This window comes from Lactobacillus sp. ESL0263 (genome assembly GCF_003692845.1).
Lineage (GTDB): Bacteria > Bacillota > Bacilli > Lactobacillales > Lactobacillaceae > Lactobacillus > Lactobacillus apis.
Genome location: NZ_REHL01000004.1, coordinates 697,441 through 710,952, shown reverse-complemented (window position 1 = coordinate 710,952; position 13,512 = coordinate 697,441). Strand labels below are relative to the sequence as shown.

The following is a 13,512-nucleotide window of genomic DNA, read 5'->3' as shown; positions in this document are numbered from 1 at the left end:
TTTTTTATTAAGCTAAATCGACCCTAAAAATATTATCTAAGTCAATAACTTTTATTAGCTTTTGGTTAGTTGTGCGCAAGGCAAAGCGTCCTGCAGAAATGTGCTTAATGACCTGGCCAATTTCACTAGTACCATCTTGATATCTTAATAGGACATAAGCCCGGTGAAGTAAAGCAAATTCTAAAGAAGATAGAATTTCACTGTGATATTGGTCATAAATACTCAGTTTATCAATGTCATAATCAAATAAATAGTGATAGATTTTTTTAAGTGAGTTTTTCATCAATCATACCTCAGTTTTCTCGAACACTTGTTTGACTCTTTATATTATAAGAACATTTGTTCAGAAAAACAATACTTTTTCCAAAAATAATTTCCATCATGCGCTACTTTAAAATTCCTTGTTGTACATAATAAATAGGTAGAACTTGAAAATATTCTGCATTTAGTGCAAACTAGACATAATAGCTTTTATTAGGGGAGTATGGCATGACAGAAAAAGGCTTGTTGCTTGTTCTTTCTGGTCCTTCAGGAGTAGGAAAGGGCACTGTGAAAAGTGCAATCGTAGATGGTAAAGTTTTTCCGTTTGAATATTCGGTTTCGATGACAACAAGAAAACCTAGACCGGGCGAGGTAGATGGTAAAGATTATTACTTTGTTAGCGAAGAAAGATTTCAAGAAGCCATTAACCAAGGTGAACTTTTAGAATATAATAAGTACGTTGATCATTTTTATGGGACACCTTTAGTACCGGTTAAGCGAATGCTTGAAGAAGGCAAAGATGTACTGCTGGAAATCGATGTTAATGGAGCAAAAAAGGTACGAGAAAAAATGCCTGACGGAGTTTTTATCTTTTTAACGCCACCAGATTTGCATACATTACATCAACGCCTAGAAAATCGTGGGACTGAGTCTGAAGATGTTATTATGGGAAGAATCAAGCAGGCGCGTAATGAAATTTTAGTCATGCAAGATTATGATTATGCGGTGGTCAATGATACTGTTGCAAATGCAGTTGATCATATTAAGGCAATCGTAGATGCTGAACATGTCAGTGTAAAACGCGTTATTGATACTTACCGTAAAATGGTTAGGGAGGATTAAAGATGAGAGTTACATATCCATCGATTGATAAATTATTAGCCCAAGTGGATTCAAGATATTCATTATCAGTTCTTGCTGCTAAGCGTGCACATGAACTTGAAGCTGGTGATCCAGAGGCATTGAAAGAATATAAATCATTAAAGCCCGTCGGAAAGGCCCTTGAAGAGATTGAAGCCGGTAAAGTTACCGTCGATTCAAGCCATCGCGAGGTTAATCAGTAGTTGGTTGAATTATTTAACCTCCATCTCTTTTGGGATGGAGGTTATTTTTTTAAGGATGATTAAATGATTGCGCAAGTAGTAATTGATATTGCAGCAAAACAGACTGACCGCATTTTTGAATATCATGTACCAGATGACTTAGATGGTGTAGAAATTGGCTCACGAGTATTTGTACCATTTGGTTCACGTAAATTGCAGGGCTTTGTCGTTGGCCTCAGTGAAAAAAGCAAATATCAGGGCGAATTAAAAGATTTACTTTTAGTAGTAGATGAAATGCCACCGTTAACACCAGAATTAGTTGAATTATCTAACGCGCTGTCTAATCGGATTTTTGCCTATCGAATTTCGATTCTTAAGACAATGCTCCCAAGAGTGATGCGGGCAAATTACCGCAAGATCTTGGTACCAATAACCAACGAAGCAAAAAAAATGCCATACTTTCACGGTGATCCAATTGATTTAGCTAATGTGACTGATAATCAAGAGATTGGTCGCATTAATAGCTTGCTGCGCAGTCAAGATGCCAAGATAGAATATTTAGTTGAAAATCGTGCCAAAGTAAAAACAGCCAATTGTTATGAACTTACTTTAGCTAAAAAAGATTATATTAGTTTGTATGAAGAGCTTCGTACAAATGCCGTTAAGCAGCGACAACTATTAATGTTTGTCATTGAAAATTATGAACAATTTCCAATGATGCAAAATGAACTTGAGCAAGGGGCTCAGCTCAAAACAGAAACTTTAACAAGCGCGATTAAAAAAGGTTGGCTTGAAAGAAGTCAAACTGAAATTTATCGTGATCCAATAGCTAGCTATGGACGGTCTAAAGCAAGTCAACCAAAGGTTGAGTTAAATGAGAACCAGAAAGAAGCACTTGCTGAAATTACCCCTGCGATTCAAACTAAAACGGCTAAGACTTTTTTACTAGAGGGGATTACGGGTAGTGGCAAAACTGAAGTCTACTTGAATGCAATTAGTAAGACACTTGAACTGGGCAAAAATGCGTTAATGCTAGTACCTGAAATTTCACTAACACCGCAGATGGTCGAGCAAGTAAAAAATCGTTTTGGTGATCAAATTGCTGTATTGCATAGTGGTTTGTCTGAAGGAGAATTATATGATGAATGGCGCCGTATAAGACGCGGAGAAGTTCATGTTGTAGTAGGTGCACGAAGCGCCGTTTTTGCTCCTTTAACTAACATCGGTTTAATTGTAATTGATGAAGAACATGAATCGTCTTATAAGCAAGAAGACAATCCGCGTTATCATGCACGGGATGTTGCAATTTGGCGTAGTAAATACAATTCTTGTCCTTTAGTTCTGGGTAGTGCTACTCCATCTCTTGATAGCCGTGCTAGAGCCCAGAAAGGTGTTTATCAGTTATTAGAACTTCCAAAACGTGCCAATGCCAAGAAACTACCTGAAGTAAATTTAATAGACTTAAAAAAGGCTGATTTTGCAGGTAACCAACTTGATTTATCAATTCAATTAGTTGATGCAATCAAGCAAAGACTGCAAAAAAAGGAACAAGTCATTTTAATGCTCAATCGGCGCGGCTTTGCCAGTTTTATGCTTTGTCGTGAATGTGGTTACGTAATGAAATGTCCTAATTGTGACCTTTCATTGACAATGCATAAGGATACCCAACAAATGCAGTGTCATTATTGTGGCTATACAACTGCAATTCCACAAATTTGTCCAAATTGTCACAGTAAACGAATCAGATTTTTAGGTACCGGAACGCAGAAGGTGTTAGAAGAGTTAAATGAGCTAATACCCAAAGCAAGAGTGTTACGGATGGACGTTGATACAACGAGAAGAAAAGGTGCTTTTAAAAAAATTCTTGATACTTTTGGAAATCATGAGGCAGATATTCTATTGGGCACACAGATGATAGCCAAGGGACTGGATTTTCCCAATGTAACTTTAGTTGGTGTAATCAATGCCGATACGGGTTTGTGGGTGCCAGATTATAATGCATCTGAACGTACCTTTGAGCTTTTGACACAAGTAGCTGGTCGGGCAGGACGTGCTGAAAAGACTGGTGAAGTCATAATACAAACTTTCAATCCAGATCATTACGCTATTAAATTTGCTAAAAAACAGGATTACGAGAATTTTTATGCTTATGAAATGAAAGTGCGTCATGCTGGTAATTATCCGCCATACTTTTATACTGTTTTGGTTTCTGTTGCATCTAAAAATGAGCAAAATGCTGCTAAGGAAGCATTCAAAATTAAAAAGCAACTTCAGCAACATTTGAGTAGTTCGGCAATTATCTTAGGACCATCACCAAGCGCAATTTCTCGCCTAAAAAATCAATATTATTATCAAATACTGGTAAAATATAAAAAAGAAGACAATTTAAATAGCTTATTACATCAAATCCAGGATTCTGCACAAAAAGTGAAGAGATATGGATTAAATATTTATATCGACAATGAACCAGAACGAATCATGTAAAGGGGATATGTTTAATGACATCAATAATTTTTATGGGAACACCAGATTTTTCTGTACCAATTTTAAAAGGACTAGTCGAAAATAATTATGAAATCAAGGCTGTAGTGACGCAACCGGATAAAAAGGTTGGTCGAAAGCAGCAAGTTACTAAAACGCCTGTTAAGGTGGCAGCTGAAGAACTCAATTTACCGATTTATCAGCCTACTAAGTTGGCTCGTTCTGAAGAAGTCGAAGAGCTGATTGAAATGCACGCTGATCTTATTGTTACAGCAGCATATGGTCAATTTTTACCAACTAAATTTTTAAACTCAGTTAAAATTGCTGCGGTTAATGTTCACGGCTCACTTTTACCTAAATATCGTGGTGGAGCGCCAATTCAATATTCTGTGATTAATGGCGATCAAGAAACTGGTATCACTATTATGGAAATGGTCAAGGAAATGGATGCAGGTGACATTTATGCGCAAAAGGCAATTAAGATAGAGCCTGATGATACTACTGGTAGCGTTTTTGATAAATTATCACTTGTTGGTCGAGACTTGCTTTTAGAGACACTTCCACATATAATTGCTCATCCAGATGAAAAAACGGCGCAGGATTCTGACCAGGTCGTTTTCTCTCCGAATATCAGCAAGCAACAAGAAAAGATTAGTTTGACGTTAACTGCGTCACAAGCAAATAACTTAATTAGAGGACTCAATCCTGATCCAGGTGCTTACCTAATGCTTGGAAATAGTCGACTTAAAGTTTGGCAAGCTCAAGTTTCTGAAGAAAAAACAACTTTGCCCGCTGGAAGTTTAGTTGCTAATGATAATCGTTTCGCAATTAGTTTTGCGGAAGGCACCGTTTTGAATCTGCTAGAAGTTCAACCAGCTGGAAAGAAGAAAATGTCAATTCAGAGCTTTTTGAATGGTCAAGGTAGTAAGTTTAAAGTAGGAGAACAAGTAGTTGACGGATAAAAGTGCTCGCTTTATTGCTTTAGAAACTTTAATACACATATTTAATGATGGCTCATATTCAAATATTAGCTTGAATAATAGCTTGCGCAATTCTAGTTTATCGGAAACTGACCGCAACTTTGCCACCAGGCTTGTTTATGGTACGGTTCAATATAAGATTTATTTGGAATTTCAATTGCATGATTTAATCAAAACCAAGCTAAAAGAAGACTATCTAAAGCCATTGTTATTAATGTCAGCTTATCAACTCTTTTTTATGGATAAAGTTCCTAACCGAGCAGTTTTAAACGAAGCTAATATTTTGGCTAAACAGTTTGGAAAGCGTAATTCGACTGGCTATAAAATAGTTAATGGAATCTTGCGCTCTTTAATTAGACGTGGACCAGTTTTACCTGAAAAAGAGCAGCAGATAAATTATTTAAGCGTCAAAGAAAGCGTCCCAGAATGGTTAGTTAAGTACTTAGTTGATCATTGGGGAATTGAACGAACAGAAAGTATTTTGGCAAGTATTAATGAACCAGCTAAAAATACTGTTCGTCTTTCTCGATTGGCGAATCCAAATGAAGTTGCCAGTGAATTGAATGAATTAGGCTTCTCGCCACAACCTTCCCAATTGACGAGTGAAGAATTGGTTTTGGATCATGGCGGTGTTAGTTCAACTAACTTATTTAAATCTGGTAAACTAACCATTCAAGATGAAGCTGCTAGCTTAGCAGTGAGCGCTTTTGATTTTACAGGAAATGAAAAAGTTCTCGATGCCTGTAGTGCCCCAGGCGGTAAAACAGTGCAGATTGCTGAAAACCTAGACAGTGGCACAGTTACGGCGTTGGATATTCATGCCAATAAACTACGCTTGGTTAAGCAAAACGCTGAACGAATGAATGTAGCTGAGCGGGTAATCACCAAGGAAATGGATGCTCGCAAGGTGGATAGTGAATTTAGCAAAAATTCTTTTGATAAGATTTTAGTGGATGCTCCTTGTTCAGGATTAGGATTACTTAGAAGAAAACCAGAAATTCGCTACAATAAAACTCTAGCTGACCTAACCAAGTTGCAAAAAATTCAGTTGGCGATTCTTGATCATGTTAGTCAATTACTAAAGCAGAATGGAGAGCTAGTATATTCTACCTGTACGATCGCAAGTGAAGAAGACGAGGACGTTGTAGAAATTTTCCTAAAAGAGCATCCGGAGTTTGAATTACAGTCATTCACCGCAGGTAATATGGATGCGCCAAATGGTTTAATTAAGCTTTTACCGGACAGTTATGGCAGTGATGGCTTCTTTATTGCCAAGTTTATAGCACGAGGTTAACATTTTGATTAAAACAGCATTTGCTTCAAGTATTGGACGAATACGTAAAAGCAACCAAGATTTTGTACAAGTTTTTAAAAACAAAAGTGGAGCGACGATGGCAATCGTTTGTGATGGCATGGGTGGTCACCAAGGTGGTGACGTTGCCTCAACCATGGCTGTTAGCCACTTAGGTCACAGCTTTAGCGAGACCGATTTCAGTGATTGTGCAAATGCTCATAAATGGCTTGATGTCCAATTAAGCTCTGAAAATGAAACGATTTTGCGCACAGCAGATCGTTTTCCTGATTTAAATGGAATGGGCACTACAATTGTTTTGGCAGTTGTGTTTGACCAGCAAGCTTTGATTGCTCATTTGGGTGATTCACGTGCTTACGGTTATGCAGAAGGAAAATTTGTTCAACTAGTTGAAGATCACTCTCTTGTTAATGAGCTAGTTAAAATGGGGCAAATTACTAAGCAGCAAGCTTTAACCCATCCGCAAAAAAATATCATTACACAGTCACTTGGCGTTTCAAGCACAATTGATCCTGAATTTCGTGAAATCCCCTTCAATGATGACGACCTTATTTTGCTGTGTACAGATGGCCTAACCAATTCTTTGACTGATCCGCAAATTCAACAAATTTTAGCCACTAAGGATCTATCACTCAAAGACCGCTGCCATAAGCTAATTAATGAAGCAAATCGTCTTGGTGGCGGCGATAACATCACCGTTTGTCTAGTCCTAAATGAAGGTGGTGGCTCACGTTGATTAATAAAGGCTATTTATTAGGCGACCGCTATCGCATAATCGATACATTAGGTGAAGGCGGAATGGCAAATGTCTATTTAGCTGAAGACATCATTTTACAGCGGAAAGTTGCCGTTAAAATTTTAAGGCTAGATCTACAAAAAGAGCCGCAAACTGTAGCACGTTTTCAACGTGAAGCGCTAGCTACCAGTGAATTAAGTCATCCTAATATTGTGATGGTCTTAGATGTAGGCACTGATCAGGGCTTGCCATACATGGTAATGGAGTACGTAGATGGACCTGATTTAAAAGACTATATTATTCAGAATTCACCACTTAATTTGCATGATGTGATTCGAATTATGGATCAAATACTTAGTGCAATGACATTGGCGCATAAGCATAATGTGATACACCGTGATTTAAAGCCACAAAATATTTTGATGGATAAACACGGTAATATTAAAATCGCCGATTTTGGCATAGCAGTTGCATTAAACCAAAATTCAATTACGCAGACAAACTCTGCGCTCGGTTCAGTGCATTACATGTCTCCTGAACAGACACGTGGTGGGTTAATTACTAAACAATCAGATATTTACTCACTTGGAATCATTCTCTATGAGCTGATAACTGGCTCAGTTCCATTTAATGGCGACTCTGCAGTCGCGATTGCTCTTAAACATGCCCAAGAGCCAATTCCATCGATTAAAGAAAAAGATGCGAAGGTTCCGCAAGCTCTAGAAAATGTTGTGCTAAAAGCAACCGCTAAGGATCCGCGGGATCGCTATGTTTCAGCAAGTGCAATGCGTGCGGACATTGATACCAGTTTGGATCCTGCTCGAGTTAATGAACCTACTTTTGTACCAACACATGGCACAAGTGACGATGAAACTATAATTTTACCTGATTTTAAGGCTAATCGTCAGCGAGAAGATAGTAATCAAGCAAAAGAAGAGACATTAGGCGATAAAAATAATAAGCCTTCAACTAAAGGTAATTTTTGGCAAACATTAAAAACTCATAAATGGTGGTGGCTCTTTATGGGGCTAGCAGCTGTTTTAGTGGTTGGATTATTGCTTTTGGTTGTTACCAGTAACAGCCAAAGTGAAGTAAGAATTCCAGATGTTACTAATTTGTCCGAAGAATCTGCGCGCCAAAAAATTGAACAAGTCGGTCTGAAGGTGGGCAAAATAAGGCACCAAAATTCAGAGCGAATTGGTCGAGGTAAAGTTATTTCAACATCACCACCAGCCGGTAGAATGACAAAAAAAGGTAGATTTGTTGACTTAAAAGTTTCTGATGGCGTTGGAATGGCTAAAGTGCCAGATGTGTCAGGCGATTCGTATCAAGTAGCGGTTGCTAAACTAGAAAAAATGGGTTTTGACGTTATCCGCGAAAACCAATTTTCTGATAGCGTTCCAATTGATCATGTGGTTTCGCAAAGTATTGCTGCTGGAGTAGAAGTAAAGCCAGCGGAAACAACGATCACCTTGGTCGTTTCAAAGGGACAAGATGATCACGAAAAAAATGATACTGTTAAGCTTCCTGATTTTAAAGATTACACATTGCGAGAAGTTCAAGAATATGTTCGTCGGCATGGTTTGATTTTGCAAGTCAGTCCTGCTTATTCAAAGAAAGTAAAGAAGGGCATGGTTATTTCCATGAGTCCCGCCCCCGGAACACATGTCCCTCACGGAAGTACAATAATGGTTAGTGTTTCTGAGGGTCCAAAAATTGAACGAGACCATACTGCGATTAAAACATTTACAGTAACGTATCAAGATAATGATGATGATGATTCGCCTAACAGAAGAGGTAATCACATTCAAATCTATGTTTCTGATGACGATCACTCAATTAATAATATTTACCGTGATTTGTACATAAAAAGAGACATGAACTTCTCAATTCCATTTTCGTTAAAGGATGGAGCAGGTGAATTACGTGTTGTCAGGGATGGTCAAACTATACTAAACGAAAAGGTAAATAGATGATTAAACAAACTGAGGGAATAGTTGTTGGACTAATTTCTGGTTTTTATGATGTTCAAACTGGAAACCAAATTGTTCGCACAAGAGCGCGAGGACTTTTCCGTAAAAATAAGGAAAAGCCCACTGTTGGCGACCATGTAAAAATTCAAGTAGACGAACAGGGTACAAGCTATTTAACAGAAATCCTGCCTCGAGTTAACTTGATTGGCCGTCCTGCACTAGCAAATGTAGATCATGTTTTACTGGTGATTTCAGCTGTTGAGCCTGATTTTTCGCTTCAATTATTAGATAGGTATCTAACCTTCTTTTCTTGGCAAAAAGTTGCAGTTAGTATTTATCTTTCAAAAAGCGATTTGGTCGATGAAGAAAAATTGGCCGAAATTAAAGCTAGTTTGTCTTACTACGTAAAAATAGGTTATCCAGTTTTTTACCAATGGGAAGAACTGGCAAAGAAATTGCCGTCAGCAATTGAGTCTCAACAAATTTGGACTCTGGCTGGTCAATCTGGTGCTGGAAAATCAACATTGATTAATCATCTGAAACAAGATATAGAGCAGGAAACTGCTGCAATTTCTACCAGTTTGAACCGTGGTAAGCATACTACTAGAACAGTTCAACTGTTCCCACTTGGTGAGGGCTTTTTAGCTGATACACCAGGCTTTTCTGCGATTGACTTTACACCAATTAAGATTAATGATTTATGTAATTACTTTGTTGAATTTAAACGAGCAAGTGTTAAATGCAAGTTTCGTGGCTGCCAACATATCAAGGAACCTAAATGCGAGGTCAAAAACCTGGTTGAAAAGCAGGAAATCACACAAAGCCGTTATGATAATTATTTACAGATGCGCTCAGAAATTGAGAATGGTAGGATGCCGGAGTATTTAAAATAAGGAGACAATAATGATTGCACCATCAATTCTAAATATTAATAATTTGAATTTGAAGGATGATATTGCCATTGCTGCTGAAAATGGGATTACGCGTTTTCATATTGATATTATGGACGGCCATTTTGTACCAAATCTGTCATTTGGCCCGCAACTAGTCAGTGATTTTAAAGCTGAATTTCCTGATTTAGAAGCAGAAGTTCACTTAATGAGTAATAATCCTGATGTTTTGGTACCAGAATTTGCTAAAGCAAAAGCAGATTTAATCTTGCTTCATTATGAAGCAATGACTGAAGAAAAGCTGAATCACTGGATTGATTTTCTACATTCAAATGGGATAAAGGCCGGCATCGTTCTTAATCCTGATACACCAGTTTCAGTTTTAGAAAAATTCCAAGCTAAAATAGATCAAGTTTTGATGATGACTGTTTATCCGGGATTTGGCGGACAAAAATTCATTTCGGGTTCATGTGAGCGAATTAAAGAAGCAAATGAACTTTTAGCAGGAAGAGTGCCGATTGAGGTTGATGGTGGCATTAACGACCAAACTGCTCAACTGGCTAAGGACGCTGGAGCTAATATTTTTGTTGCGGGGTCGTATTTATTCTGCCAAAAGAGTATTCCAGTACAAATTGAAAAATTAGAAAAAGCTGTTGAAGAATAATGAAGGCTATTGCACTATTAGGCGGTCCAAATATTTCTTGGCCTATTGATATAAAGGATAAACTAGTAAAAGCTCGTGAAAAAGGAACTTTTATTATTGGTGTCGATCGTGGAAGTTTGCTATTGGAAGAATTAAATTTAACTCCTGATCTTGCGGTAGGTGATTTTGATTCTCTGAAAAAAGAAGAGTTATTGCGGATTAATCAGAGTGTTTCTGATATTCGTTATTCAGTGCCTGAAAAAGACTTAACCGATACCGAACTTGCTTTGCATTATGCTTTTGATGATTATTGCGTCGACTCACTATCTTTAATTGGTGCAACTGGTGGAAGACTAGATCATTTTTTGACTAATTTATTCATGCTGTTAAAACCTGAGTTTAGACAATATGCTGAAAAGATACAAATAATTGATCAGCAAAATTATATTTCATTTTTAAACCCTGGCAAGCATGTTGTGAAACGTATAGAGAATTACACTTATTTTGGCGCTGCTACATTGAATGAAGTACAGGAACTGAATATCTCAAACGCCAAGTATAATCTTGCTGGCTATTCAAATACTAATCCAGTTTCCCTCAGTTCAAACGAGTTTTTGCATAAACAGGACACGTTTAATATATCATTTAAGAAGGGGTTAATTGCAATAATCCAATCGCGTGATCTTGACCGTTTTCAAAATATTCAAAAATAAAGAAAAAGCCACTTACTCAAGTTAAAAGAGAATGTGGTTTTTTAAGTACAAAAAAAGACCGACAAACTATTTGTCAGTCCATTTATTAGGCACGAGTAACTTTACCAGACTTTAAAGTCTTAGTTGATACCCATACGCGCTTTGGTTTACCATCAACAAGAATACGAACTTTTTGAAGGTTTGGCTTCCACGTACGACGTGATGAATTCAGTGAGTGTGAACGTGTGTTACCAAAAGTGGTCTTTTTACCAGTGATATAATCTTTTGCCATTTGCTAAACCCCCTTTATTTGTGTTTTCATACTTAGTTAAGATAGCATATTCTCTAAATCATTGCAACCTGAAAAGTATTTTTTATAAATGGATTTTTGTATTATTACTTGATTACTATGATAAAATAGATTCATAATATTGAGAACAATGATTCGGAGGATAAACATGGCTGTTAAAATCAAAACAAAAGATGGTTTGATTGATATTTCAAACGGAGTAATTGCAACTGTTGTTGGTAGTGCAGCTACATCCAATTACGGTGTTGTTGGGATGGCATCTAAGAATGCCATTCGTGATGGCTTTGACGGAATTCTTAATCGAGCAAACTATAAACGTGGTGTTGTTGTTAAGTCAGAAGATAATAGTATTACGGTTGATGTTTATATTATTGTAGGCTACGGACTAAAAATTTCTGAAGTTAGCCGCAACGTACAAACTAGCGTTAAATTCAATTTGAAGAATCAACTTGGAATTGATACTAAGGCTGTTAATGTCATCGTTCAAAGTGTTAAAGTGCTTGACGAATAACTCAAGCGGAGGTTATAAATTTTGGTTTTAAAGGAAATAGATAGTAAAAAGTTCAGAGACATGGTCCGTGTGGCCACACACAGACTTGGTCGAAATGCAGAGTTTATTAACTCCTTGAATGTTTTTCCAGTTCCTGATGGTGATACTGGAACAAACATGAATTTAACTATTGAAAGCGGAGCAAAGGCAGTTAGCGAAAACCCAAGTAATAGTGTCGGTGATCTAACCGAAAGCTTAGCTAAAGGGATGCTAATGGGTGCCCGCGGTAACAGTGGGGTTATTTCTTCCCAACTCTTTAGAGGTGTGTACAAAGCTACTCAAGGAATGCAGACTTTAAACGCTCAAGAACTTGCAAATGCCTTTTCTAATGGTGTTGCCACAGCTTACAAGGCTGTGATGAAACCAGTTGAAGGTACGATTTTAACTGTTGCCCGTGTAGCAGCTCAAGAAGGTGCTAATAAGGCTAACGAAACGGACGATGTTGAAGAAGTAATGAAGGCGATTGTCGAAGGTGCCAAAGCAGCTTTGAAGACAACACCTGATTTATTACCTGTTTTAAAACAAGTCGGCGTAGTTGATTCTGGTGGACAGGGCTTGCTCTTTATCTATGAAGGATTTTTGGAAGGTCTTCTTGGCGAAGATTTTGCAGATCGTTACCAACCAGATGAAGGTGAAATGGATGAAATGATTAATGCCATGCACCACCAATCCGTTCAATCACAATTAGCTACTCAAGATATTGACCATGGTTATTGTACAGAAATTATGGTTGATTTGACTGCTGATATACCTGATAAAAAGCCATTTAACCTTGAAGAATTTAGAGATCATTTATCTAAATTAGGTGATTCGCTTTTAGCTGTTTCTGATGATGAAGTAGCTAAAGTTCATATTCATACTGAGCACCCAGGTGCAATTTTTGAATATGGCAGCCAATTTGGGCAATTAGGTAAAATCAAAATTGATAACATGCGTATTCAACACGAGACGATTGTTAACAATAGCGAAGAACAGCAAGAAAGTGTTGACTTTGCTGTAATCGCAGTTGCTTCTGGTAACGGTATTCGTAAGCTGTTTGAAAGTGAAGGGGTAAACCGGATTATTTCTGGTGGACAAACAATGAATCCCTCTACTCAAGACATTATCGATGCGATTAAGAAATCAGGGGCCAAGAAGGCAATCGTTTTACCTAACAATGGCAACATCGTAATGGCAGCAAAACAAGCAGCAGAAGTTAGCGATATTCCAGTTGGAATTGTCCCTACTAAGACAATTTCACAAGGACTAACTGCAATGCTGTCTTTCGATGCAGATGATACATTGGAAAACAACGTTGATAATATGACTGATTCACTTGAAGATGTCGTTTCAGGAGAAGTTACTAAAGCTAACCGTGATACAACAATCAATGGTATTGAAATCCATGAAAATGATTTTTTAGGTATTATTGATGGTGATATTCAAGTTGCTGAAAAAGATCTAGTTCAATCTACCGTTGATATGGTTGAAAAAATGCTTGATGAGGATTCAGAAATTATTACTGTGATGTTTGGTCGTGATTCTAACAAAGAAGAGGCCAATCAAGTTGTTTCTGCGCTAGAAGAAAAGCACGACGATCTTGAATTTGAAGTGCACAATGGTGGGCAACCAGTTTATAATTTCTTGATTTCTGTAGAGTAA

General features: G+C 37.5%; 14 protein-coding genes. 12 read left to right on the top strand and 2 right to left on the bottom strand.

Features of this window, described 5'->3' with window-relative positions; translation table 11 throughout:
- Positions 1-7 precede the first annotated feature (7 nt).
- On the bottom strand, positions 8-283 hold the full coding sequence (locus tag F5ESL0263_RS05350) for a hypothetical protein (protein ID WP_046307161.1): 276 nt from the start codon (positions 281-283) through the stop codon (positions 8-10).
- 206 nt (positions 284-489) lie between these two features.
- Between F5ESL0263_RS05350 and gmk the strand changes: the two genes are divergently transcribed.
- The 10 genes from gmk to F5ESL0263_RS05300 all read left to right on the top strand — a co-directional run bounded on the left by gmk (position 490) and on the right by F5ESL0263_RS05300 (position 11,032).
- Entirely contained in the window at positions 490-1,104 is a 615-nt protein-coding gene (gene gmk, locus F5ESL0263_RS05345; RefSeq protein ID WP_046307159.1) for a guanylate kinase, read from the top strand.
- 2 nt (positions 1,105-1,106) lie between these two features.
- Complete coding sequence (gene rpoZ, locus F5ESL0263_RS05340) at positions 1,107-1,325, top strand: DNA-directed RNA polymerase subunit omega (protein WP_046307157.1); 219 nt, start codon at positions 1,107-1,109, stop codon at positions 1,323-1,325.
- A gap of 63 nt (positions 1,326-1,388) precedes the next feature.
- Positions 1,389-3,788 carry a primosomal protein N' gene (priA, locus tag F5ESL0263_RS05335; RefSeq protein ID WP_122035422.1) on the top strand — a complete coding sequence of 800 codons (2,400 nt, stop codon included), beginning with the start codon at positions 1,389-1,391 and terminating at the stop codon, positions 3,786-3,788.
- A 14-nt stretch (positions 3,789-3,802) separates the two neighbouring features.
- Entirely contained in the window at positions 3,803-4,747 is a 945-nt protein-coding gene (fmt, locus tag F5ESL0263_RS05330; RefSeq protein ID WP_074425142.1) for a methionyl-tRNA formyltransferase, read from the top strand.
- Positions 4,737-6,059: a 16S rRNA (cytosine(967)-C(5))-methyltransferase RsmB gene (gene rsmB / locus F5ESL0263_RS05325; RefSeq protein ID WP_122035421.1), complete on the top strand. Its 1,323-nt coding sequence runs from the start codon at positions 4,737-4,739 to the stop codon at positions 6,057-6,059. The genes fmt and rsmB overlap by 11 nt, the downstream gene beginning before the upstream one ends.
- A 4-nt stretch (positions 6,060-6,063) precedes the next feature.
- The gene (locus F5ESL0263_RS05320) at positions 6,064-6,813 is read left to right on the top strand and encodes a Stp1/IreP family PP2C-type Ser/Thr phosphatase (protein WP_122035419.1); all 750 of its coding nucleotides are present in this window, start codon (positions 6,064-6,066) and stop codon (positions 6,811-6,813) included.
- Positions 6,810-8,789 (top strand): Stk1 family PASTA domain-containing Ser/Thr kinase, encoded by a 1,980-nt coding sequence (gene pknB, locus F5ESL0263_RS05315; protein ID WP_122035417.1) that lies wholly within the window; start codon positions 6,810-6,812, stop codon positions 8,787-8,789. The genes F5ESL0263_RS05320 and pknB overlap by 4 nt, the downstream gene beginning before the upstream one ends.
- Positions 8,786-9,679 carry a ribosome small subunit-dependent GTPase A gene (gene rsgA, locus F5ESL0263_RS05310; protein ID WP_122035415.1) on the top strand — a complete coding sequence of 298 codons (894 nt, stop codon included), beginning with the start codon at positions 8,786-8,788 and terminating at the stop codon, positions 9,677-9,679. Before pknB ends, rsgA begins: the two co-directional genes overlap by 4 nt.
- Before the next feature lie 7 nt (positions 9,680-9,686).
- Positions 9,687-10,340 (top strand): ribulose-phosphate 3-epimerase, encoded by a 654-nt coding sequence (gene rpe / locus F5ESL0263_RS05305; RefSeq protein WP_122035413.1) that lies wholly within the window; start codon positions 9,687-9,689, stop codon positions 10,338-10,340.
- Positions 10,340-11,032, top strand: a complete 693-nt coding sequence (locus F5ESL0263_RS05300; RefSeq protein WP_122035411.1) for a thiamine diphosphokinase — start codon at positions 10,340-10,342, stop codon at positions 11,030-11,032. Before rpe ends, F5ESL0263_RS05300 begins: the two co-directional genes overlap by 1 nt.
- 85 nt (positions 11,033-11,117) lie before the next feature.
- Here the strand turns inward: F5ESL0263_RS05300 and rpmB are convergent, their stop codons facing one another.
- Positions 11,118-11,303, bottom strand: a complete 186-nt coding sequence (gene rpmB, locus F5ESL0263_RS05295) for a 50S ribosomal protein L28 (protein ID WP_046307139.1) — start codon at positions 11,301-11,303, stop codon at positions 11,118-11,120.
- A 166-nt stretch (positions 11,304-11,469) separates the two neighbouring features.
- Here rpmB and F5ESL0263_RS05290 point away from each other — a divergent pair, with 166 nt between their 5' ends.
- Together F5ESL0263_RS05290 and F5ESL0263_RS05285 are read left to right on the top strand one after the other, a co-directional pair.
- Complete coding sequence (locus F5ESL0263_RS05290) at positions 11,470-11,832, top strand: Asp23/Gls24 family envelope stress response protein (protein WP_046307138.1); 363 nt, start codon at positions 11,470-11,472, stop codon at positions 11,830-11,832.
- Positions 11,833-11,853: 21 nt separating this feature from the next.
- On the top strand, positions 11,854-13,512 hold the full coding sequence (locus F5ESL0263_RS05285) for a DAK2 domain-containing protein (RefSeq protein ID WP_074425155.1): 1,659 nt from the start codon (positions 11,854-11,856) through the stop codon (positions 13,510-13,512).

Bases quoted from the DNA above. Each gene is read 5' to 3' on its own strand.
- priA (WP_122035422.1), top strand. From the start codon at position 1,389: ATGATTGCGCAAGTAGTAATTGATATTGCAGCAAAACAGACTGACCGC.
- gmk (WP_046307159.1), top strand. From the start codon at position 490: ATGACAGAAAAAGGCTTGTTGCTTGTTCTTTCTGGTCCTTCAGGAGTA.
- F5ESL0263_RS05300 (WP_122035411.1), top strand. From the start codon at position 10,340: ATGAAGGCTATTGCACTATTAGGCGGTCCAAATATTTCTTGGCCTATT.
- fmt (WP_074425142.1), top strand. From the start codon at position 3,803: ATGACATCAATAATTTTTATGGGAACACCAGATTTTTCTGTACCAATT.
- rsgA (WP_122035415.1), top strand. From the start codon at position 8,786: ATGATTAAACAAACTGAGGGAATAGTTGTTGGACTAATTTCTGGTTTT.
- F5ESL0263_RS05350 (WP_046307161.1), bottom strand. From the start codon at position 283: ATGAAAAACTCACTTAAAAAAATCTATCACTATTTATTTGATTATGAC.
- F5ESL0263_RS05290 (WP_046307138.1), top strand. From the start codon at position 11,470: ATGGCTGTTAAAATCAAAACAAAAGATGGTTTGATTGATATTTCAAAC.
- rpoZ (WP_046307157.1), top strand. From the start codon at position 1,107: ATGAGAGTTACATATCCATCGATTGATAAATTATTAGCCCAAGTGGAT.
- rpmB (WP_046307139.1), bottom strand. From the start codon at position 11,303: ATGGCAAAAGATTATATCACTGGTAAAAAGACCACTTTTGGTAACACA.